Here is a 21,104-nt window from a genome sequence, read left to right as displayed (position 1 = left end):
ACTTTAGCCGCCCTTGGATCGGCCCGATCCGCAGGCGAAAAACTCGCGCTGCTACACTGCGCACCATCGCAATTCTTCGCCGAGCCCGCTCCAGCCCATGCTTCGATTCGACAACCTCAGCAAGCGCTATGGCGATCGCATCCTCTTCGAAGGACTGCGCTACGACAGCACGTCCGGCTGCGTGGCCCTCGACGACGAATCGGGCAGCGGCAAATCCACCTTGCTCGGCATTATCGCCGGCACCATCGAGCCCGACACGGGCGAAGTCTGGATCGGCGGGCACTCGCTGCGCACCGCGCCGGCCGCGGCGAAATCGTTGCTGACGTATGTGCCGGAAGACTGCATGACGTACCCCGATCAAACCGGTCGCGCGTATCTGAACGAGGTGGCTTCGGCGAGAAACACGACGGTCGGCGGCGATATCCTGGCGCTGGCCGAGCGCTTCGGTCTCACGCCGCATCTCGACAAACGCTTCGAACAGATGTCGTTCGGCACGAGAAAAAAGATGTTCCTCACGGCAGCCGCGCTCGGCGAGACCAGGGTGCTCATCGCGGACGAACCGGTCGGCGGGCTCGACGCCGCCGCGCGCGCCGCGCTGGTCGATCTGTTCAAGATGCTCGCCCGAACGCGCACGGTGTTTTTCTCGAGCTACGACGCAGTGTTCACCCAGGCTTGCGAAGCGAGGAGCGTCGATTTCGCGGGGCTTGGCCAGCGCGGTTAGAAAGCCGGGCCGCCTTCGCGCGCCGTCCCGACATCGACCGTCCTGGCCCCGCGCCACTACCCGAGGTTCTTCAACACCAGCCGCGCTTCCAGCCCGCCGCCCGGACGATTGTGCAACGTCAGCGTCGCATCCATCGCCAGCGCGAGTTGGCGGGCAATCGCAAGGCCGAGCCCGGTGCCGCCCGTGTGCCGGTTACGCGAACCTTCGAGCCGGTAGAACGGTTCGAACACCGCCTCCAGCGATTCAGCCGGTATGCCCGGCCCGCGGTCGAGCACCGACACGGTGACCTGCCCGTTCCCCGCCGCGGCCAGCCCGATCTCGGCCGCGCCGCCGAACTTCAGCGCGTTGTCGACCAGGTTGCCGACGATCCGGCGCAGCGCCTGTGGCCGCGTGACCAGCGCGGTCGAAATGCGGCCGTTCAGCGACACGTCCTGCCCCGCGTCGACGTAATCGCACACGAGGCTGTCGAACAGCGCGTCGGGGTCGATCCGGCAAGGCACCTCGGTCGCGCCGTGCAGCGTGCGCGCGTAGGTCACGCCCTCCTTCACCAGCGTTTCCATCTCCTGCAAATCCTGCTGCAGTCTCGCGCCCTCTGCGCTGTTGTCCATCACGTCGACCCGTAAGCGCATGCGCGTGATCGGCGTTTGCAGATCGTGCGAGATCGCCGCGAGAATCTGCATGCGTTCGGTCATGTAGGTCGCCACCCGGTCCTGCATCGCATTGAACGCCCTGGCCGCGCGCGCTACTTCGTCCGGTCCGTTCTCCGGCAGGCGCTCCGCTTTCAGGTCGGGGCCCAGCGTATCGGCCGCCTGCGCCAGCCGTTCGAGCGGACGCGTGGCGAGCCGCACCGCCAGCCAGCAGCACGCGGCGAGCACCGCCAGTTGCAGCGCCAGCACCAGCGGCAGCCAGCGCGACAAAGGCGCGCCGGACATCGGGTGCATGTCGATGGTGAGCGGCGCGCCGTCGCTCAGCTTCAGGTGCACCTGCAGATGCTCGGCCTCGCCGGGCACGGCGTTGGCCGTCAATGCATAGCGCTTGCCGATGCCTTCGGCGATCGATTCCGCCGCGCGCGCCGACAGCCGCGCATCGGGCGGGCCGCCGCCCACGCCCGGCTCGAGCATGAAGCTGTAACTGCGCCGCGCGAGCCGCGGCAACCAGGCGTCGCGCTCGGCGGGCGGCAAATGATCGAGCAGCGCGACCGAACTGGCGACCTCGCGTTCGATATAGCCCATCATCACATTGGTCATGGTCTGATCGCGCTCGGTCATGGTCAGCCAGAACGACAGCGTCTGCGCAAGCGCAAGGCCGACGAACAGGATCAGCGCGAGCCTCGCGAACAGGCTGCGCGGCCAGCGCAACAGGGAACGCGCGTTCATTGCGGGCCTTCGATATGCGTCACGGCGGCGCTGAACACATAGCCTTCGCTGCGCAGCGTCTTGATGTAGCGCGGCTCGCGCGCCACGTCCCGCAAACGCTGACGCAGCCGGCTCACCAGCAGGTCGATGGAGCGGTCGAAGGCATCGGCCTGGCGGCCTTGCGTGAGATTGAGCAACTGATCGCGCGTGAGCACGCGCTGCGGATGATCGAGGAACACGCGCAGCAGACGGTACTCCGCGCCGCTCAACGCGACCATCGTGTTTTCGGCGTCGAGCAGATGGCGCGCGGTGGTGTCGAGCCGCCAGTCGCCGAAGGCGAGCATCTGCGCCGACTCCGTGACCTCCATGCCGGGCGGCAGCATGCGCGCGCGGCGCAGCACGGCGCGAATCCGCGCCAGCAGTTCGCGCACGGCGAAGGGCTTGGGCAGATAGTCGTCCGCGCCCATTTCGAGGCCGACGATACGGTCGGCCTCCTCGTTGCGCGCCGTGAGCATCAGCACCGGCACCGCGCGGAATTTGCCCGCGCGCAGTTCGCGGCACAGCACGAGGCCGTCCTCGCCTGGCATCATGAGGTCGAGCACGATCAGATCGGGCGCGCCGTGCTCCAGCACGGCGCGCATCTGCCGGCCGTTGGCGGCCAGCGAAACGCGCATGCCGTTCTTCTCCAGATAGCCCGCGAGCAGTTCGCGGATGCCGCGATCGTCGTCGACGATCAGCACGTGGTCGGTGGTTTCCATCGACAGCTCATTGCCTCCTGCGTTTCATCTGCACCCGGCTCGCATTGACCAGTTCGCATTGCACGGGGTGCGCCATTTCCGCCGCGACGCCGCCCGCGAGGAAGGCGAGGATCGCAAGCAGCCGCTTCATGCGTCCTCCACGACGGACAGACTCGCACCGTCGTTGACGCCGGCATCCAGCGTATACGGATCGACGCCTTCAAGGCAACCGATGTTCGCACGCCACAGGTGCGGGTCCTTGCGCGTCTGATGAAACGGATAGATGCCGCAATGCTTGCAGAAGTAATGCCGGGCGACGCGCGTATTGAACTGATACAGCGTGAGCGCGTCCTCACCGCTCAGGATGTTCAGCGCGCCCGCCGCGAACGGCGGCGTCATCAGCGCGCCCTTGCGCCGGCACAGGCTGCAATTGCAGCGGGCGGCAGGCGTGACGGCGGTGCGCACTTCGAATCGGACGGCGCCGCAATGACAGGCTCCCCGCAGCGGTTCGTGGCTTTCGTGACTCATACGGCTCCCCTCGATAAGCGATGACTGCGTTATAGCGGAGCGTCTCGCGCGAATTGTGTCCCAATGTATCCGGCCTGCCGCGCTACACAAAACATTGCACAGGCGGGGTTTCGCCGACACAAGCCGGATACGTGCGGGCGTTTCAATAGCAGCCATGCCACTCCCTTCGACCCTTGCGCACTTTAAGGACTTTGATATGGTCACCACGCTCAAGACATTGACCGCCGCCGCCGTGTTGGCCGCCGCCGCGGCCAGCAGCGGCGCCGCGCTGGCCGACACGCCCGCCACGAGCCTCCCCGCGCCGGAATTCACCGGCATCGACACATGGCTCAACAGCGAGCCGCTGACCTTGCAGCAGTTGCGCGGCAAGGTCGTGCTCGTCGACTTCTGGACTTACACCTGCATCAACTGCATTCACACGCTGCCTTACGTCAAAAGCTGGAATCAGAAATACAAGGATCAGGGCCTCGCGGTGATCGGCGTGCATACGCCCGAGTATCCGTTCGAGCGCAGCACGGATAACGTCAAGACCGCCATCAAGCGCTTCGGCATCACGTACCCGGTCGCGCAGGACAACGAGTACGCGACGTGGAGCGCCTACCACAACCAGTATTGGCCTGCGTTGTACCTGATCGACAAGAAAGGACGGGTGGTCTATACGCACTTCGGCGAAGGCGATTACGCCGAAACCGAGTCGGCGATCAAGGCATTGCTGGCGCAAAAGTGACCGCGCGTGCGCGGTTCGAGCGCGGATTCGTATCGCAACGTATCGGCGGGTTGTACGGACACAGGACCTTGCAATAGTCCGTTTTGCCGACACGAGCCGGATACCTCGGCGCGCTTTAATCAGGCAACCGCGGATAGCAGATGAACGCCACGCGCGGCGCTGCTATCCGGGCGTTTTATTTTCGTTTTTTTGTCAGTCCGTTCAGGGACTGTCGCCCCTCAACTTCACGAAGGCATCGTCATGACGCAAGAAAAAGTGCTGTACACAGGCAAGACCCACACGACCGGCGGCCGGGACGGCGCATCGCGCAGTTCCGACGGCCGTCTCGACATCAAGCTCACGAGTCCGGGCGCGTCGGGCGCCGGCACCAATCCCGAGCAGTTGTTCGCGGCGGGCTGGTCCGCCTGCTTCCTCGGCGCGATCGGATTGGCCGCCGCGCGAATGAAAGTCGCCGTTCCCGCGGACACCGCCGTCGACACCGAAGTGGATCTCGTCGTGGCGGACAACGCCTACTTCCTGCGGGCGCGCTTGAACGTCAGCCTGCCGGGTCTGGACCGCGAGGTCGCGCAAGCGCTCGCGAACACCGCGCATCAAACGTGTCCGTATTCGAGGGCGACGCGCGGCAATATCGACGTGGTCATCAACGTGATCTGAGCGGGACAGTGCGTGCCCCACGCGACGGCGAATCGTGTCGTCGCGGCCGGCTTGCACCTGCTGGCCGGTGCAAGCCGGCTCAGGTGCGGCGTCGCGTGTCCGTCAAGCCAGCGGGGGCACGCGCACCCACCCTTCCATCAGCACCCGCGCGCTACGGCTCATGATGGCCTTGGTGACGGTCCACTCGTCGCCGTTGCGGCTCGCTTGCGCTCCCACCCGCAACGTGCCCGAGGGATGCCCGAAGCGCACCGCCTCACGCGCGCCGCCGCCGGCGGCGAGATTCACGAGCGTGCCCGGAATCGCGGCCGCCGTGCCGATCGCCACCGCGGCCGTGCCCATCATCGCGTGATGCAGCTTGCCCATCGACATCGCCCGCACCAGCAGATCCACATCGCCCGCGCCGATGCGCTTGCCGCTCGACGCCACGTAGTCGGCGGGCTTGGCGACGAAGGCGATTTTCGGCGTGTGCTGACGCGTCGCGATCTCATCGAGATGCTCGATGAGGCCCATGCGCAGCGCGCCGTGCGCGCGGATCGTCTCGAACATTGCCAGCGCTTTTTCGTCGCTGTTGATGGCGTCCTGCATCTCGGTGCCCCGATAGCCGATCGCTGCCGCCTCCACGAAGATGGTGGGAATGCCCGCGTTGATCATCGTCGCCTTCAGCGTGCCGACGCCCGGCACTTCGAGGTCGTCGACCAGATTGCCGGTCGGGAACATCGAGCCGCCCGCGCCTTCTTCTTCCGCGGCCGGGTCCATGAATTCGAGTTGCACCTCGGCGGCGGGAAACGTGACGCCGTCGAGTTCGAAGTCGCCGGTCTCCTGCACCGCGCCGTCGGTCATGGGCACGTGGCCGATGATCGTCTTGCCGATATTCGCCTGCCAGATGCGCACGACCGCCACGCCGTCGCGCGGAACGCGGCTCGGGTCGACGAGGCCCGCGCCGATCGCGAACGGTCCCACGGCGGCCGAGAGATTGCCGCAGTTGCCGCTCCAGTCGACGAACGCCTTGTCGATCGAAACCTGGCCGAACAGGTAATCCACGTCGTGATCGGGCTTGCTGCTTTTGGCGATGATCACCGTCTTGCTGGTGCTCGACGTCGCGCCGCCCATGCCGTCGATCTGCTTGCCGTACGGGTCGGGGCTGCCGATCACGCGCAGCAGCAGCGCGTCGCGCGCCGCGCCCGGCACTTGCGCGGCTTCGGGCAAATCCTGCAGGCGAAAGAACACGCCTTTACTGGTGCCGCCACGCATGTAGGTGGCCGGAATCTTGATCTGAGGCTGGTGGGCCATGTTGATGGTGTCCTGGTTAGCGTCTTGTTGATCAAGCCGCCGCTTTCGACGATTCGAGAAAGTCCTGCGCGAAGCGCTGCAACACGCCGCCGGCTTCGTAAATAGAGACTTCCTCGGCGGTATCGAGCCGGCACGTCACCGGCACATCCACGCGCTCCCCGTTCCTGCGATGAATCACCAGCGTGAGGTCGGCGCGCGGCTTGCGCTCGCCGATCACGTCGAAGGTTTCGGTGCCGTCGATGGCGAGCGTGATGCGGTTCACGCCGGGCTTGAACTCCAGCGGCAACACGCCCATGCCCACCAGATTCGTGCGGTGAATCCGCTCGAAGCCTTCCGCGACGATCGCTTCCGCGCCGGCAAGACGCACGCCCTTGGCCGCCCAGTCGCGCGACGAACCTTGGCCGTAGTCGGCCCCGGCAATCACGATCAGCGGCTGCTTGCGCTCCATGTAGGTTTCGATCGCTTCCCACATGCGCGTGACCTTGCCCTCCGGTTCGATGCGAGCCAGCGAGCCGGCCTTCACCTTGCCGTCTTCCAGCACCATCTCGTTCTTCAGCGTCGGGTTCGCGAAGGTGGCGCGCTGCGCGGTGAGGTGGTCGCCGCGATGCGTCGCGTACGAATTGAAGTCCTCTTCCGGCAAGCCCATTCTGGCGAGGTATTCGCCCGAGGCGCTGTCCGCCAGGATCGCGTTGGACGGCGACAGGTGGTCGGTGGTGATGTTGTCGCCGAGCACCGCGAGCGGGCGCATGCCCTTAAGCGTGCGCTCGCCGGCGAGCGCCCCTTCCCAGTACGGCGGACGGCGAATGTAGGTGCTCATCGGCCGCCAGTCGTAGAGCGGATTCGCTTTCTCGCCGGTGTCGACGGAAACCGCGAACATCGGCTCGTACACCTTGCGGAACTGTTCCGGCTTCACGCTCGACGCGACCACCGCGTCGATCTCCTCATCCGACGGCCAGATGTCCTTCAGCGTGACGGCATGGCCGTCGGCGTCGATACCCAGCACGTCCTTTTCGATGTCGAAGCGGATCGTGCCCGCGATCGCATACGCCACCACCAGCGGCGGCGAAGCCAGAAACGCCTGCTTCGCATACGGATGAATACGGCCGTCGAAGTTACGGTTGCCGGACAGCACGGCGGTCGCATACAGATCGCGCTCGACGATTTCTTTCTGGATCGCCGGGTCCAGCGCGCCCGACATGCCGTTGCACGACGTGCACGCATACGCGACCACGCCGAAGCCGAGTTGCTCCAGTTCCGGCAGCAGCCCCGCTTCTTCCAGATACAGCGTGACCGCCTTCGAGCCCGGCGCGAGCGAGGTCTTCGCCCACGGCTTGCGCGTGAGTCCGCGCCGGTTCGCGTTGCGCGCCAGCAGGCCGGCGGCGATCATGTTGCGCGGGTTGTTGGTATTCGTGCAACTCGTGATCGCGGCGATGATCACCGCGCCGTCCGGCATCAGGCCCGGCTCGTTCTCCACCTTGCCGCTGATGCCGCGCGCGGCGAGTTCGGACACCGGCAAGCGGCGATGCGGATTCGACGGACCGGCCAGCGTGCGCACCACGCTGGAGAGATCGAACTTCAGCACGCGCTCGTACTCGGCGTGCTTCAGGCTATCCGCCCACAGGCCAGTTTCCTTCGCGTAAGTCTCGACCAGCTTGACCAGTTCGTCGTCGCGGCCCGTGAGCTTGAGGTACTTGATGGTCTGCCCGTCGATGTAGAACATCGCGGCGGTGGCGCCGAATTCGGGCGCCATGTTGGCGATGGTCGCGCGGTCGCCCAAGGTCAGCCGCGCCGTGCCTTCGCCGAAGAACTCCAGATACGCGCCGACCACTTTTTCGTTGCGCAGGAATTCGGTCAACGAGAGCACCACGTCGGTCGCCGTGATGCCCTCGCCCGGCTTGCCCGTCAGTTCCACGCCGACGATGTCCGGCAGGCGCATATACGACGCGCGGCCCAGCATCACGCTTTCGGCTTCGAGACCGCCCACGCCGATCGCGATCACGCCGAGCGCATCGACCATCGGCGTGTGCGAATCGGTGCCGACCAGCGTATCGGGGAAGGCCACGCCATCGCTCACCTGCACCACCGGGCTCATGCGCTCCAGATTGATCTGATGCAGGATGCCGTTGCCCGGCGGAATCACGTCGACGTTCCTGAACGCGCGCTTGGTCCAGTTGATGAAATCGAAGCGGTCTTCATTGCGACGGTCTTCTATCGCGCGGTTCTTCTCGAACGCGTCGGGATCGAAGCCGCCGCACTCGACGGCGAGCGAATGATCCACCACGAGTTGCGTGGGCACCACCGGGTTGACCAGCGCCGGATCGCCGCCTTGCGCGGCGATTGCGTCGCGCAGACCGGCGAGGTCGACCAGCGCGGTCTGACCAAGAATGTCATGACACACCACGCGCGCCGGAAACCACGGGAAATCCAGCTCGCGCTTGCGTTCGATGATCTGCTTGAGCGACGCGACGAGCATCACCGGATCGCAGCGGCGCACCAGGTTTTCGGCCAGCACGCGGGACGTGTACGGCAGCATGTCGTAAGCGCCGGGCTGGATCGCGTCGACGGCGGCGCGCGTGTCGAAGAAATCGAGCCGGGTGCCGGGAAGGCGTTTGCGGTTTGCAGTATTCATGGCTTGAGAAAAACAGTATCGATTCGGGGACGGTGGCGGCGGCCGTGCGTCACGATCCGCCACGCCTTTTCAACGCGGCGCTTCGCTGGCGGGTCGGTCGGACAGTAAGTGGAGTGTAGCTCGCGTAGCGTGCAGGTTTGCGGGCGGCTTCGTGAACGCGCTGCAAAAAACAGCCTTGGCTCGGGGTATGGGCGAACCAAGGCTTAACTTCATCGCGTCGCGCTCTTTGGACGCAATGGAGGAGCAAAGCTTGCAGCCTGGCTTTCACGCATTCAACGTTCGCGGCTTACGCGTTTTTCAAACGCCCTTAAACCCGCTTCGCCAACGGCACGAACGGCAAATCGTCCGGTCCGGTGTAATTCGCGCTCGGACGGATGATCTTGTTGTCGATGCGCTGCTCGATGATGTGCGCGCTCCAGCCTGCCGTGCGCGAGATCACGAAGAGCGGCGTGAACATCGCCGTCGGCACGCCCATCATGTGGTACGAAACCGCGCTGAACCAGTCGAGGTTCGGGAACATCTTTTTCGCTTCCCACATCACCGATTCCAGGCGTTCCGCGATGCTGAACAGCTTGGTGTTGCCCGCTTCCTTCGAGAGCTTCCGCGCGACTTCCTTGATCACCTTGTTGCGCGGATCGGAGATCGTGTACACCGGGTGGCCGAAGCCGATCACCACTTCCTTGTTCTCCACGCGACGGCGGATGTCCGCCTCGGCGTCGTCGGGTGTCGGGTAGCGCGACTGGATCTCGAACGCGGCTTCGTTCGCGCCGCCGTGCTTCGGTCCGCGCAGCGCGCCGATCGCGCCGGTGATCGCCGAATAGATGTCCGAGCCCGTGCCCGCGATCACGCGGCCGGTGAAGGTCGACGCGTTGAACTCATGCTCCGCGTACAGGTTCAGCGATACATGCATCGCGTCGACCCACGACTTCGACGGCGCCACGCCGTGCAGCAGATGCAGGAAGTGGCCGCCGATCGAGTCGTCATCCGTTTCGACCTCGATGCGCCTGCCGTTGTGCGAGTAGTGATACCAGTAGAGCAGCATCGAGCCGAGCGAGGCCATCAGTTTGTCGGCGATGTCGCGCGCGCCGGGCAGGTTGTGATCGTCCTTTTCCGGCAGCACGGTGCCGAGCACCGAGACGCCGGTGCGCATCACGTCCATCGGATGCGCGGCGGCGGGAATCCATTCGAGCGCGGCCTTCACGTTCGCGGGCAGGCCGCGCAGCGCCTTGAGCTTCGTCTTGTAGGCGCCCAGTTCGGCCTGGGTCGGCAGTTTTTCGTGGACCAGCAGGTACGCGATCTCCTCGAATTCGCACGCGCCGGCGAGGTCGAGAATGTCGTAGCCCCGATAGTGCAGGTCGTTGCCGGTCTTGCCGACCGTGCACAGCGCCGTATTCCCTGCGGTCACGCCGGACAGCGCCACGGACTTTTTCGGTTTGAACGCGCCCGCGTTCGGCGTGCTGTTGTCTGCTTCGCTCATGAGTTCGTCTCCAGTTGCATGGGGAAATTTTGGATGGAAGTCCAAATTGCAAAGAACGGGCCAGGCGGCGCCGAGCGGGCTAAGTGCCTGATTTCCCAAAAAAGAGCCGCCGACCGCGCGCCGCGCCGAATTTCACAAATGAAATTCCAATTTCAAATCAGAAACCGATGCGCGCATAATGACGGCACCCGCCGCAGCCTCGCCAGGAGCCGTCCGACCTTGAGCACGCCCCATTTCGACTCTCCCCAGCGCCCGCGCATCTGGGCCGTCAGCATCAGCCGCTTGCGCGATCTGTTTTTCGACATCGCCGGCGAATATGTCGAAACTGCGGACCTGCGCATCGTCGCGCAGGGCTTCGAGGATGCCGTGCGCGAAATCGACGCCGCGGGCGCGGGCCGTCCCGATGTCGTGATCGCCGGCGGCTCCAGCGGCGCGTATCTGAAAACGCGCGTCGCGGTTCCCGTCGTGCTGATCAACCCGACCGGCTTCGACGTGATGCATGCGCTTGCGCGAGCCCGCCGCGACGGCGCGCGGGTCGCGCTCGTCACGCACGGCGACACGCCCGACGAAGTGCGCCGCTTCACGGCCGCTTATGAACTCGACGTGACGTTCGCCTCTTATGAGTCGGCGCAGGACGCCGAGAGCGTCGTGCTCGATCTGCGCGATCGCGGCATCGACGTGGTGGTCGGTCCCGGACTCGTGACCGATCTCGCCGCAAGCGCCGGCATGGGCGCGGTGTTTCTCTATTCGCGCGCGTCGGTGCGCGCCGCATTCGATACCGCGCTCGAAGTCGCGCAGGCCACTCGCCGCGAAACGCTTCGCCGCCAACGGCTCGACAACCTGCTGCAACATCTGCGCGACGGCGTGGTCGCGCTCGACGCGCAAGGCCGCGTCGAAGCCATGAATCAACGCCTCGCCGACGTCCTCGGCCTCGACGCGGCAAAGGCGGCGGGCCGCCCGCTACTGGAACTCGCGCCCGACCTGGCGGGCAGCTTGCCGGACTCGGACGGCGACTCGTTCTGCACCGTGCGCGGCGCGAGCTACGTCGTGCATCGCGGACCGCTGGCGAGCAGCGGCGCGGCGGCGGGCACCGTGCTGACGTTTCAGGAATCGCGCGCCGTCGAAAAACTCGACCGCACGCTGCGCTCGCGGCAACGCGTGCAGCAGTTCAGCGCGCGCTACCGGCTCGACGACATCGTCGGCGCATCCGCATCGATCGAACGGGTGCGCTCGCTCGTGCGGCGCTATGCGCGATCGGACGCCACCGTGCTGATTCTCGGCGAGAGCGGCACCGGCAAGGAAATGGTCGCGCAGAGCATGCATCGACTGAGCGCGCGGCGCGACTTCGCGTTCGTCGCGATCAATTGCGGCGCGTTTCCCGAGGCCTTGCTGGAAAGCGAATTGTTCGGCTACGAGGAAGGCGCGTTCACCGGCGCGCGCAAGGGCGGCAAGGCGGGACTGATCGAAGTCGCGCATCGCGGCACGCTGTTTCTCGATGAAATCGGCGAGATGCCGTTGTCGTTGCAAAGCCGGCTGCTGCGCGTGCTGCAGGAACGCGAAGTCGTGCGGCTCGGTTCGACGGAGCCGACGCGCGTCGACATTCGCGTGGTGGCGGCGACGCATCGCGCGTTGACCGAGGGCATCGCGGCGGGCCGTTTTCGCGCGGACCTGTACTACCGGCTCAACATTCTGAGCATCGCGCTGCCGCCGCTGCGCGAGCGGCCCACCGACCTGCTGCCGCTCGCCGCCGAACTGCTGCTGCAAGCCGCGGCGCGTGAACCGAGGCTCGCGGCGCGCCTGCCCGATGCGGAGGCCGCTCGACGCATGCTTGCGGAGCTTGCCGAGCCATTGCGCCGTTACGCATGGCCGGGCAACGTGCGTGAATTGCAGAACGTGATCGAACGGATCGCGGTCGAACTGGCGGACGCGGACGCCGGCACCGACACCCACGCGGCAACGGATGCCGATGCCAAATCCATCCTCACACGCGACATGCTGCGCACCGTCGCGCCAGAAATCTTCGAGCCGCACGCACGCGCGAAAAAAACCGCGCTCACGCTACGCGAGCGCAGCCGCCACGTGGAAGCCGACGAGATCCGCGCCGCGCTCGCCGCGCACGACGGCGATCGCGACGCGGTGTGCGAGGCGCTCGGCATCAGCAAGACGACGTTATGGCGGAAGCTGAACGCGACACAGTAGACATCGCGTCGCCCTGTTTGGTCGCATGGGTCGCATGGGTCGCCTTGGCCCCCGCGCGCGCGATGAACATGCTCGGCGTCATCCCGCAGCACCGCTTGAAATGCCGCCCGAAATGGCTTTGATCGAAGAAGCCGACCTCCGTCGCGACGACCGACCCCGGCACGCCTGCGAGCAACAGCGTCTGCGCGCGCTGAATCCGCAGCCCGCACAGATAGCGATACGGCGATGAACCGTATTGCTGCCGGAACACCGTCGCGAAGCGCGACACGCTCAACGCGGACAGCGCGGCCAGTTGCGCGAGCGTCACCGGTTCGTCGAAATGCGCTTCGATGAACGCCCGCGCGGCATTCAGGCTGATCGACTGTTTCATGACGCCGCGGCCGTCGAACGGGCTGCCGGCTGCTTCGCGAACCGCGCGATGGAAAACACGTCGAGAGGAATCGCGGCGTTGCCGGTGCCGAGCAGTTCGGCCATCGTCTCGCCGACGCCGGGGCCGATCTGAAAGCCCGCGCCGTTGAAGCCGAACGCATAGAAGAGGCCGTCGACCTTGCTGCTCGGACCGATCACCGGTTCGCCGTCGGGCAGATAACTTTCGACGCCGCTCCACACGCGAATCACATTGAGCGGCGCCAATGCGGGCACGAGCCGCCGCATTTGCGCGAGCTGGCGCACGGTGTTGATCGGCAGCACCGACGCGCGGCACGTCAGCGCATCCGCGGGACCGGGCGGCCCGCCGCCCACGATGATGTTGCCGCGCGGAATCTGCCGGAAATAGATGCTCTCTTCCTTGATCGACGTGAACACGCCCATCGACGATTTGAAGACATACGGCACCGGTTCGGTGACGCACATTTGCGGCCCGTGCGTGGTGAGCGGGGCCGCTTCGCCGAACTGCTCGCTCAGACGGCTCGCCCAGGCGCCGGCGCAAATCACGAGCTGCGCGGCCCAATAGACGTCGCCGCGCGCGCTCTGCACGCGAAACCGGCCAGCCTCTTTTTCGACGCGCACGATTTCCGTGTTCTCGACCACGCGCGCGCCGAGCCGTGCGGCGGCCCGGCCGAACGCAGGCGCGGCGAGGCGCGGATTCGCATGACCGTCGAACGGCGAAATGGAGGCGGCCAGCACCTCGCGGCCGAGAAACGGGAAACGCCGGAACAGCGCTTCGCCGTGCAGCACTTCGAGGTCGAGACCGTAGGCGCGCGCGTCGATCGCGTACTGATCGAAGTTCTCGACGTCCTTCTGGTGGTAGCACACGCGCGTATGGCCCACGGGCAGAAACTCGATGTCCTCGCCGAGCAGTTCCGCCGAGCGTTGCCACGTGCGCAGCGCGCGGTTCGCCATCGCCAGTTGCGGCAGCGCGCGCCCCTGGCGGCGAATCCCGCCGAAGTTCACGCCGCTCGCCTGCTGGCCCGTGAGTCCGCGTTCGAGCAGGATCACCGAGCGCTTACGCCGACGCAGGAAGAACGCGGTCGTCGTGCCCATGATGCCGCCGCCGATCACGATCACATCGGCTTCGTTCTGGGTCGCCGCGCTCATTCGCTTATCTCCGCGCTTGCTTCGGTGCTGGCCGCTTCGGTCAAGTCTCCGGTCGAAGCCTCGGTCAACGCTTCGGTCAACGCGACAGGCAGCGGCTTGACAGGCGCCTGCCCGCGCAAGCGCCCCACCGAAGCCAAGGGCACGGACGCCGCCGCCGCGATGATCTCCGCGCCCGCGTGGCCGCAATAGCGTCCCTGGCAGCGTCCCATGCCGACGCGCGAAAACGCCTTCGCGCGATTGGCTTCCTGCGCGCCGGTCGCGCGCACGACGCGGCGCAATTCGCCCGCCGTGATCGCTTCGCAACGGCAGACGATGGTTTCATCCGGCAGCGACGCGGCGAATTTCGCCGGCCACGGAAAGGCCGCGCGCAAGCCCGCGGCAAAGCGCGTGAAGCGCGCGAGTTCGCGACGCAAGCGCTCCATCCCCTCGACGTGCATGCCGTGATCGTGCAGAACCGCGAGCGCCGCGAGGCGTCCCGAACGTTCCGCCGCGTCCGCGCCGCGCACCCTTGCGCCGTCGCCGGCCAGATAGACGCCTTTGACGCTGCCGCGGCCGTCGTCGTCGATTTGCGGGAGCCACTGCTGTGTATCGGCGTCGAACAGGAAGCGGCAACCCGCGAGGTCCGCGAGTTGCGTCTCCGGGCGCAAGTGATAACCGAGCGCCACGGCGTCGCACACAATCTCGAGCCGCTCGCCGCCGGGCAACGCCACCTCGACGCCGCTCACGCCGTCGTGCGGCGAGCCCTTGATTTCGACAGGCTGCACGCCGCGATGAACGGGCACGCGTGCTTGCGTCAGCACGCGCGTCAATGCGATGCCTTTCTTCAAGGCGGCGGGAATCGCCAGCAAACGCGGCAACGCGGCCATGCGCTGCATGAGCGTCGACGTATCGAGCACCGCGGCCACCTGTGCGCCCGCCTTCACGTATTGCGCCGCGACGAGGTACAACAGCGGACCGCTGCCCATCATCACGATGCGCGAGCCGATCGCGCAGCCCTGCGATTTCAGCGCGACTTGCGCGCCGCCGAGGCTATAGGCGCCCGCCTGGTGCCAGCCCTTGACCGGCATCAGCCGATCGGTCGCGCCGCTGCATACGATCAGCGAATCGAACGCGAGCGTGCGATAACGCGTGCCGCTCACCAGATGCACGGCGTTCGGCGAGATATTCCACACGAGCGTTTCCGGCAGATAGTCGATCATGCTTTTCAGCGCATCGAAACTCGCGTGCAGCGAAGCGGCGCGTTCCGCCTCGGTGCCGTAAAGCGTGTCGTAGCTGCGCGAAAACCCTTCCGGCTGCCGCCGATAGATCTGTCCGCCATCGCGCCGCCCTTCGTCGATGACCGTGGGCCGCAGCCCCGCCTCCACCAGCGCCTGCGCGGCGCGCACGCCCGCCGGCCCGCTCCCGATCACGACTACGCGCGGGGCCATACGCCCTCCCCGGCTTCGGCGAGTTTCGTCACGATCGACATGCCGGGCGCCGCCGGCGTGCTGCACGCGCGCACGCGCTCGCCCGCCGCCGTCCATACCCAACAGTCCTGGCACGCGCCCATCAAGCAGAAACCGGCGCGGCGGCCGTCGCCGAATTCGGAATCGCGCAACGTGTTCATGCCGGTCAGCAGCGCGACCATCAGCGTGTCGCCCTCGGCGGCTTCGCGCACGACGCCGTCCACCGTGATCGCAAAGGTCTTGCGGCCCTGCTCCGCAAGCCGTACGAATCGTCCGTTCATGCCGGAATGGCCTCCAGGGTCTGCAGGCGATTCAGCTCGGATGTCGAATGATGGCAAAGGATTTCCGCGCCCGAAGGCAGCTTCTTGAGCGAAGGCGGCGTCATGTTGCACATGCCGTCGATGCGCACCGGGCAGCGCGCGCGGAACGCGCACAACTCGGGAATCCCGGCGCTTTCGCCGAGCGGCGGCAACGCAGCGGCGTTGATCTCGCGGCGCGCGTCGAGCCAGCCGGGTTTCAACGCGGGCACCGAGTCCACCAGCAAGCCCGTGTACGGGTGATACGGCGGCGCGGCGAGCACGTCGCGCTGCCCGGCTTCCACGCGATGCCCGGCATACAGCACGATCACTTCGTCGCAGATCGCGCGCACGGTGGAAATGTCGTGGCTGATGAACATGTACGACACGCCCAGTTCGCGCCGCAATTCGGCCAGCAGATCGAGGATCGCCGCGCCGACCACCGTGTCGAGCGCGGACGTCACTTCGTCGCAGAGAATCAACGCGGGATCGGCGGCGAGCGCGCGCGCCAGGTTCACGCGCTGCTTCTGGCCGCCGGAAAGTCCGGCCGGCGTGCGCGTGGCGATCGAGGCCGGCAGCTTGACCAGATCGAGCAGCGCCAGCATGCGCTTCTTCGCCGCCGAGCCGCGCAGATGATGATAGAACGCGAGCGGCCGCGCGAGGATATCGGCGATCGAATGGCTCGGGTTCAGCGCGGTATCGGCGTTCTGAAACACGATCTGGATCTGCCGGTATTGCTCCGGCGTGCGGCGCGAAAGTTGCGCGGGCAACGCCTCGCCGTTGAACAGCACCTCGCCGCGCGCCCGGTCCACCAGCCCCGCCACCACGCGCGCGAGCGTCGTCTTGCCGGAACCCGATTCGCCGATCACGCCGAGCGTGCTGCCGCGCGCGATCGACAGGCTGACGTCGTCGAGCACGCGCACGGCCGGCGCGCCGAAGCGGTCGAGGCGGCCATAGCCGGCCGCGAGTCCGCGAATCTCGAGCAGCGGCGGCACGTGTTTTCCGGACTGCGGCGGCGTTTCCAACGCGGCTTCCGGGCGGCGCGTGGCCGCCAGCAACTGGCGCGTGTAGGCGTCGACGGGCGCGTCGAGCACTTGCGCGACCGCGCCGTTTTCCTTCACCGCGCCGCCGTTCAACACGACGATGCGGTCGGCCATCTGCGCAACCACAGCCAGGTCGTGCGACACGTACACCGCCGTCGTGCCGAGTTCGCGGATCACCTTCTTGAAGGCCGCGAGCACTTCGATCTGCGTGGTGACGTCGAGCGCGGTGGTCGGTTCGTCGAATACGACGACGGCCGGATCGGTGATCAGCGCCATCGCGGCCATCAAGCGCTGCAACTGCCCGCCCGACACCTGATGCGGATAGCGCTCGCCGATCGTTTCCGGCGCGGGCAACGCAAGCGAGCGGAACAGGCCGATCGCCTTGGCGCGCGCGGCGTCTTTCGTCATCAACTGATGCAGCAGCGCCGGCTCGGTGATCTGATCCATGATCGTGCGCGCGGGATTGAAACCCGCCGACGCGCTCTGCGCCACATAGGCCACCGTGCGCGCTCGCAACGCGCGGCGGCCCTTCGCGTCGAGCGACAGCACATCCACGTCGCCGATGCGCACCGACCCGCCGCTAATGGCGCAGCCCGCGCGCGCATAGCCGAGCAGCGACAACGCGATGGTCGTCTTGCCCGAACCCGACTCGCCGATCAGCGCGAGCACCTCGCCCTTCCTCACCGAAAAATCGACGCCCTTGACGATCTCCGTCACGGCTGCCGGCGCGGCGCCCGCGACCACGCGCAGGCCCTTCACTTCGATCATGTCCCGTTCAGCCATCACGCGCCTCCGTGGCTGCGGCCGCGACGCCGCAAATTGTCGATCAGCAGGTTCATGCCGATGGTCAGCGTCGCGATGGCGACGGCCGGCATCAGCACCGCGGGCGCGCCCTCCGACAACCCGCCGATGTTCTCGCGCACGAGCGAGCCCCAGTCGGCATTCGGCGGCTGCACGCCGAGGCCGAGAAAACTCAGCCCGCTCAGCAGCAGCACGATGAACACGAAACGCAGGCCGAAATCGGCGAGCATCGGATGAATCATGTTCGGCAGCACCTCGACCCGCGCGATATAGAAGATGCCCTCGCCGCGCGCGCGGGCCACCTGCACGTATTCGAGGCTCATCACGTTCATCGCGAGCGAGCGCGAAATGCGGAACGCGCCGGGGATATACGCCGCGGCGGCCACGGTCGTCAGCATCGTGATCGACGAACCGAACGCGGCGATCACGACGAGCGCGAGCACCTTGCTCGGAATCGAAATGATCGCGTCGAACAGACGGCTCAGAATCTCGTCGACCCAGCGCCCGGACACCGCGGCGAGCAGGCCGAAGAACGTGCCGATCAAACTCGCGAGCAGCGCCGCCGCCAGCGCGAGGCCGACCGTGTAGCGCGCGCCGTAGAGAATGCGGCTCAGCATGTCGCGGCCGAGATAGTCGGTGCCGAGCGGATGAGCCGCGCCATAGCTGCCGAAAATTTCCGTCGAGGTGAGCGCGCCGCCTTTGTACGGTGCGATGAGCGGACCGACGAACGCGATCAGCAGCCAGAACGCCACCAGCAGCAGGCCGATCAGTCCGAGCGCCGAGAAGCGGTGCACGAGGCGTTTCAACACACCGGTTTTCGGCGCGGGGGTCGGCTCGCCCGGCGGCGCCGAATCAGCCACGAGTTCATCGCGGCTCACGTCGTACAGTTCCGTGCCGGCGTGGGGAACATGGGGGTTGGTGGGTTGGCTCATCATCGGCGCAGCCTCGGGTTGGAGACGATTTGACACAGGTCGGCGATCAGCACGAGCGCGAGATACGCCGCGCAGAACACCATTACGCAGCCTTGCACGAGCGGCATGTCGCGGTTCGTCACGGCATCCACCATCAGGCTCGCGAGACCGGGATAGTTGAAGATCGACTCGACGATCACCACGCCGCCGAACAGATACGACAGGCTCAGCGCCACCGCGTTGGCAATCGGGCCGATGGTGTTCGGCAACACGTGCCGCCACACCACGCGCACGGGCGAGGCGCCCTTGAGTATCGCCATCTCGACATACGAGGAATTGAGTTGATCGAGCACCGCGGCGCGCGTCATGCGCGCCATCTGCGCGACGATCACGCAGCACAGCGTCATCACGGGCATCGCGTAGATGCGCAGCAGCGCGCCGAACGAATGCACTTCCGACAGATACGACAGCGCGGGCAGCCAGCGCAGCTTGACGGCGAAGATCAGCACCGCGATGGTGGCGACCAGGAATTCCGGCACCGCCACGGTGGAAAGCGTGAGCACGTTGAGCGTGCGGTCGAGCAGCGAGCCGCGGAACATCGCCGACGAAATGCCGATCAGCAACGCGATCGGCACCGAGACGAGCGACGTGAGACCGGCCAGCACCAGCGAGTTCGGCAGGCGCGTGGCGATCAATTCGCTGACCGGCAGATTGTTTGACATCGAAGTGCCAAAGTTGCCGGTGACAATGTGCATGAGCCATTCGACGTAGCGTTGCAGCGCCGGCTGGTCGAGGCCGAATTGATGCCGCAATGCCGCGACGGCTTCGGGGGTGGCCGCCTGGCCGAGCGCCTGCTGCGCGGCATCGCCGGGAAGCAGGCCGGTGATGGCGAACACCACCGCCGAAACCAGCAGCAGCGTCAGCAGCGCGAGGCCGAGGCGCGCGGCGATGAGTCGTTGCGCGTGTGCTTTCATCGAGAGTCGCCTTTAGGTTGAAGCCGCACGCCGCGAAAACCAGAACGCGCGGCGTGCGTATGACCGACCCTGGCTTTCCGGTTCGTCAGACCGGCGGGCCGAACTTGCAGCGATACGAAAATACGAAAGCGCTCAGGCGTCGAGCCAGACGTTTTCCGCGAACATGAAGCCCATCAAACCGGCCAGCGGAATCGAGCCGAGGCCCTTGAGCTTCGTCGTATAAGCATCGAGCGAACTCTGGAACAGCGGAATGCCGATGCCGCCCGTTTCATGCACCAGCACCTGCATGTCGCCGTAGATCTTCTTGCGCTTGTCGTCGTCCGGCTCGCCGCGCGCCGCGACCAGCATCTGGTCGAACTTCGGGCTCTTCCAGTTCGCCTCGTTCCACGGCGCGTCGGACTTGAAGAACTGCGTGAACAGCACGTCGGCGCTCGGCCGCGCATTCACCGAACCGTACACGAGCGGATGCTTCATCCAGTGGTTCGACCAGAAGCCGTCCGCCGGCACGCGCGACACTTGCAGGTTGAGCCCCGCTTGCGGCGCGACCTGCTGAAGCAGCATCGCCATTTCCACCGAGCCTTCGGCTGCCGGCGACGCGAAAATCTGGATCGGCGCGCTGCCGACCTTCGCCTTCTGGAAGTGGAACTTCGCCTTGTCCAGATCGACGGTGCGCTGCGGCAGACCGGCCAGGTAATACTTGTTGGTCGGATCGATCGGCTGATCGTTGCCGATCGCGCCATAGCCCTGGAAGATCGCGCGGCGAATCTGCTCGCGGTCCATCAGGTACATCATGCCTCGCCGGAAATCGTCGTTGCCGGTAATGCCGCCTTCGTCGCGAACGATCAGGTCGGTGTACTGGCCGGTCTTGGTTTCCAGCACGGAGAAGCCGCCCGCGTTCTTGATCTGCGTAGTGGAGCGCGGGCTCACCGCGTTGATCAGTTGCACGTCGCCGGACAGCAGCGCGTTCACGCGCGCCGATTCGTCGCCGATGCCGATCAGCTCCACTTCGTCCAGATGCGGCATGCCCGGCTTCCAGTACTTGTCGTTCTTCACGCCGACCGTGCGCACGCCCGGCGAGAATTCCTTGACCTTGAACGGGCCGGTGCCGACCGCCGTTTTGAATTCCTTGGTGCCGTCCTTGATGATCAGGAAATGCGAGGTGGCGAGAATCACCGGCAGATCGGCGTTCGGGCCTTCCAGCGTGATCGTCACTTCGTTCGGGCCGGTGGCCTTCACTTCCTTGATCTGGTCGGCGAGCGTCTTCGCTTTCGACGCCGTGGCCGGATCTTTGTGACGCATGATCGAGTAGACCACGTCCGCGGGCGCGAGCGACTTGCCGTCGTGGAACTGCACGCCGGGGCGCAGCTTCGCGACCCACACGATGGCGTCCTTCGTCTCCAGCGAAGTGGCGAGCGCCATCTTCGCGCCGAGGTGCGAATCGAGTTCGGTCAGGCCGTTGTAGAACATGTTGCAACGCACGTAGTCGGTGCCGAGCGCGCCCTTCGCGGGGTCGAGCGTGTCGGCTGCGGACGCCGACTGCGTCGCCACGCGAATCTTGCCGCCCTGCTTCGGCTTGGCTTGCGCAAAGGCCGCGCCGCTCGCGGTGAGGAGGCCCGCGCCCGTCACCGACATCATGCCGGCCGCGGCCATCGCACGCAGCACGTCGCGCCGCGAGGCGCCCTTGGCTGTCAATCGCTCCAACCCGTTGTCGAGTTCAAAAGCGCCGTATTGCGAGTTTTCCTTATTCATCGAACTTCTCCGCGAGGATTGCAGGGATGGCT

19 protein-coding genes are annotated in these 21,104 nt (G+C 66.2%); 4 read left to right on the top strand and 15 right to left on the bottom strand.

What is annotated here, in order from left to right:
- The first annotated feature begins 97 nt into the window (after positions 1–97).
- A complete protein-coding gene (locus tag ACTJLC_RS09045) occupies positions 98–721 on the top strand; it encodes an ABC transporter ATP-binding protein (protein WP_310313783.1) in 624 nt (207 codons plus the stop codon).
- A 56-nt stretch (positions 722–777) separates the two neighbouring features.
- Here the strand turns inward: ACTJLC_RS09045 and ACTJLC_RS09040 are convergent, their stop codons facing one another.
- Genes ACTJLC_RS09040 through ACTJLC_RS09025 form a run of 4 tightly spaced genes read right to left on the bottom strand, consistent with a single transcriptional unit; the run spans position 778 to position 3,341 of the window.
- Positions 778–2,097, bottom strand: a complete 1,320-nt coding sequence (locus tag ACTJLC_RS09040) for a sensor histidine kinase (RefSeq protein ID WP_310128414.1) — start codon at positions 2,095–2,097, stop codon at positions 778–780.
- Positions 2,094–2,834, bottom strand: coding sequence for a response regulator (locus tag ACTJLC_RS09035; RefSeq protein ID WP_073428527.1), 741 nt, complete (start codon positions 2,832–2,834; stop codon positions 2,094–2,096). Before ACTJLC_RS09035 ends, ACTJLC_RS09040 begins: the two co-directional genes overlap by 4 nt.
- Before the next feature lie 7 nt (positions 2,835–2,841).
- Entirely contained in the window at positions 2,842–2,964 is a 123-nt protein-coding gene (locus tag ACTJLC_RS09030; RefSeq protein WP_268801990.1) for a hypothetical protein, read from the bottom strand.
- Positions 2,961–3,341: a GFA family protein gene (locus ACTJLC_RS09025; protein WP_310128416.1), complete on the bottom strand. Its 381-nt coding sequence runs from the start codon at positions 3,339–3,341 to the stop codon at positions 2,961–2,963. Before ACTJLC_RS09025 ends, ACTJLC_RS09030 begins: the two co-directional genes overlap by 4 nt.
- Positions 3,342–3,537: 196 nt before the next feature.
- Here ACTJLC_RS09025 and ACTJLC_RS09020 point away from each other — a divergent pair, with 196 nt between their 5' ends.
- Complete coding sequence (locus ACTJLC_RS09020; protein WP_310313781.1) at positions 3,538–4,068, top strand: thioredoxin family protein; 531 nt, start codon at positions 3,538–3,540, stop codon at positions 4,066–4,068.
- A 240-nt stretch (positions 4,069–4,308) separates the two neighbouring features.
- Positions 4,309–4,722, top strand: coding sequence for an organic hydroperoxide resistance protein (locus ACTJLC_RS09015; RefSeq protein ID WP_310313778.1), 414 nt, complete (start codon positions 4,309–4,311; stop codon positions 4,720–4,722).
- A gap of 102 nt (positions 4,723–4,824) precedes the next feature.
- Here the strand turns inward: ACTJLC_RS09015 and prpF are convergent, their stop codons facing one another.
- The 3 genes from prpF to prpC form a co-directional block, all read right to left on the bottom strand.
- Entirely contained in the window at positions 4,825–6,012 is a 1,188-nt protein-coding gene (gene prpF, locus ACTJLC_RS09010; protein ID WP_310313775.1) for a 2-methylaconitate cis-trans isomerase PrpF, read from the bottom strand.
- A 31-nt stretch (positions 6,013–6,043) separates the two neighbouring features.
- Positions 6,044–8,641: a Fe/S-dependent 2-methylisocitrate dehydratase AcnD gene (gene acnD / locus ACTJLC_RS09005; protein ID WP_310313772.1), complete on the bottom strand. Its 2,598-nt coding sequence runs from the start codon at positions 8,639–8,641 to the stop codon at positions 6,044–6,046.
- Positions 8,642–8,948: 307 nt separating this feature from the next.
- Positions 8,949–10,118 carry a bifunctional 2-methylcitrate synthase/citrate synthase gene (prpC, locus tag ACTJLC_RS09000; protein ID WP_310313769.1) on the bottom strand — a complete coding sequence of 390 codons (1,170 nt, stop codon included), beginning with the start codon at positions 10,116–10,118 and terminating at the stop codon, positions 8,949–8,951.
- A 219-nt stretch (positions 10,119–10,337) separates the two neighbouring features.
- Between prpC and prpR the strand changes: the two genes are divergently transcribed.
- Positions 10,338–12,317: a propionate catabolism operon regulatory protein PrpR gene (prpR, locus tag ACTJLC_RS08995; RefSeq protein ID WP_154873115.1), complete on the top strand. Its 1,980-nt coding sequence runs from the start codon at positions 10,338–10,340 to the stop codon at positions 12,315–12,317.
- Here the strand turns inward: prpR and ACTJLC_RS08990 are convergent.
- From ACTJLC_RS08990 to ACTJLC_RS08955, 8 genes are all read right to left on the bottom strand, one after another.
- Positions 12,274–12,687 (bottom strand): helix-turn-helix domain-containing protein, encoded by a 414-nt coding sequence (locus tag ACTJLC_RS08990; protein ID WP_310118246.1) that lies wholly within the window; start codon positions 12,685–12,687, stop codon positions 12,274–12,276. The genes prpR and ACTJLC_RS08990 overlap by 44 nt on opposite strands.
- Positions 12,684–13,853 carry an NAD(P)/FAD-dependent oxidoreductase gene (locus ACTJLC_RS08985; protein ID WP_310313767.1) on the bottom strand — a complete coding sequence of 390 codons (1,170 nt, stop codon included), beginning with the start codon at positions 13,851–13,853 and terminating at the stop codon, positions 12,684–12,686. The genes ACTJLC_RS08990 and ACTJLC_RS08985 overlap by 4 nt, the downstream gene beginning before the upstream one ends.
- Positions 13,850–15,280, bottom strand: coding sequence for an NAD(P)/FAD-dependent oxidoreductase (locus ACTJLC_RS08980; RefSeq protein WP_310313764.1), 1,431 nt, complete (start codon positions 15,278–15,280; stop codon positions 13,850–13,852). The genes ACTJLC_RS08985 and ACTJLC_RS08980 overlap by 4 nt, the downstream gene beginning before the upstream one ends.
- Positions 15,265–15,579 carry a (2Fe-2S)-binding protein gene (locus ACTJLC_RS08975; protein ID WP_073428538.1) on the bottom strand — a complete coding sequence of 105 codons (315 nt, stop codon included), beginning with the start codon at positions 15,577–15,579 and terminating at the stop codon, positions 15,265–15,267. The genes ACTJLC_RS08980 and ACTJLC_RS08975 overlap by 16 nt, the downstream gene beginning before the upstream one ends.
- Positions 15,576–17,420, bottom strand: coding sequence for an ABC transporter ATP-binding protein (locus ACTJLC_RS08970; RefSeq protein ID WP_440843665.1), 1,845 nt, complete (start codon positions 17,418–17,420; stop codon positions 15,576–15,578). Before ACTJLC_RS08970 ends, ACTJLC_RS08975 begins: the two co-directional genes overlap by 4 nt.
- Positions 17,420–18,373, bottom strand: coding sequence for an ABC transporter permease (locus ACTJLC_RS08965; protein ID WP_310128437.1), 954 nt, complete (start codon positions 18,371–18,373; stop codon positions 17,420–17,422). The genes ACTJLC_RS08970 and ACTJLC_RS08965 overlap by 1 nt, the downstream gene beginning before the upstream one ends.
- On the bottom strand, positions 18,370–19,323 hold the full coding sequence (locus ACTJLC_RS08960) for an ABC transporter permease (RefSeq protein ID WP_073428541.1): 954 nt from the start codon (positions 19,321–19,323) through the stop codon (positions 18,370–18,372). The genes ACTJLC_RS08965 and ACTJLC_RS08960 overlap by 4 nt, the downstream gene beginning before the upstream one ends.
- Positions 19,324–19,455: 132 nt before the next feature.
- Positions 19,456–21,072 carry an ABC transporter substrate-binding protein gene (locus ACTJLC_RS08955; RefSeq protein WP_310128439.1) on the bottom strand — a complete coding sequence of 539 codons (1,617 nt, stop codon included), beginning with the start codon at positions 21,070–21,072 and terminating at the stop codon, positions 19,456–19,458.
- Positions 21,073–21,104: the final 32 nt, after the last annotated feature.

Source organism: Paraburkholderia sp. 22099, from assembly GCF_052045835.1.
GTDB classification, from domain to species: Bacteria; Pseudomonadota; Gammaproteobacteria; order Burkholderiales; family Burkholderiaceae; genus Paraburkholderia; species Paraburkholderia terricola.
The sequence above is the reverse complement of the archived record's forward strand: the minus strand, read 5'-3'. Positions and strand labels throughout refer to the sequence as shown.

Coding starts and splice junctions, on each gene's coding strand:
- ACTJLC_RS09045 (WP_310313783.1), top strand. CDS start 98: ATGCTTCGATTCGACAACCTCAGCAAGCGCTATGGCGATCGCATCCTC.
- ACTJLC_RS09040 (WP_310128414.1), bottom strand. CDS start 2,097: ATGAACGCGCGTTCCCTGTTGCGCTGGCCGCGCAGCCTGTTCGCGAGG.
- ACTJLC_RS09035 (WP_073428527.1), bottom strand. CDS start 2,834: ATGGAAACCACCGACCACGTGCTGATCGTCGACGACGATCGCGGCATC.
- ACTJLC_RS09030 (WP_268801990.1), bottom strand. CDS start 2,964: ATGAAGCGGCTGCTTGCGATCCTCGCCTTCCTCGCGGGCGGCGTCGCG.
- ACTJLC_RS09025 (WP_310128416.1), bottom strand. CDS start 3,341: ATGAGTCACGAAAGCCACGAACCGCTGCGGGGAGCCTGTCATTGCGGC.
- ACTJLC_RS09020 (WP_310313781.1), top strand. CDS start 3,538: ATGGTCACCACGCTCAAGACATTGACCGCCGCCGCCGTGTTGGCCGCC.
- ACTJLC_RS09015 (WP_310313778.1), top strand. CDS start 4,309: ATGACGCAAGAAAAAGTGCTGTACACAGGCAAGACCCACACGACCGGC.
- prpF (WP_310313775.1), bottom strand. CDS start 6,012: ATGGCCCACCAGCCTCAGATCAAGATTCCGGCCACCTACATGCGTGGC.
- acnD (WP_310313772.1), bottom strand. CDS start 8,641: ATGAATACTGCAAACCGCAAACGCCTTCCCGGCACCCGGCTCGATTTC.
- prpC (WP_310313769.1), bottom strand. CDS start 10,118: ATGAGCGAAGCAGACAACAGCACGCCGAACGCGGGCGCGTTCAAACCG.
- ACTJLC_RS08990 (WP_310118246.1), bottom strand. CDS start 12,687: ATGAAACAGTCGATCAGCCTGAATGCCGCGCGGGCGTTCATCGAAGCG.
- ACTJLC_RS08985 (WP_310313767.1), bottom strand. CDS start 13,853: ATGAGCGCGGCGACCCAGAACGAAGCCGATGTGATCGTGATCGGCGGC.
- ACTJLC_RS08980 (WP_310313764.1), bottom strand. CDS start 15,280: ATGGCCCCGCGCGTAGTCGTGATCGGGAGCGGGCCGGCGGGCGTGCGC.
- ACTJLC_RS08975 (WP_073428538.1), bottom strand. CDS start 15,579: ATGAACGGACGATTCGTACGGCTTGCGGAGCAGGGCCGCAAGACCTTT.
- ACTJLC_RS08970 (WP_440843665.1), bottom strand. CDS start 17,420: ATGGCTGAACGGGACATGATCGAAGTGAAGGGCCTGCGCGTGGTCGCG.
- ACTJLC_RS08965 (WP_310128437.1), bottom strand. CDS start 18,373: ATGATGAGCCAACCCACCAACCCCCATGTTCCCCACGCCGGCACGGAA.
- ACTJLC_RS08960 (WP_073428541.1), bottom strand. CDS start 19,323: ATGAAAGCACACGCGCAACGACTCATCGCCGCGCGCCTCGGCCTCGCG.
- ACTJLC_RS08955 (WP_310128439.1), bottom strand. CDS start 21,072: ATGAATAAGGAAAACTCGCAATACGGCGCTTTTGAACTCGACAACGGG.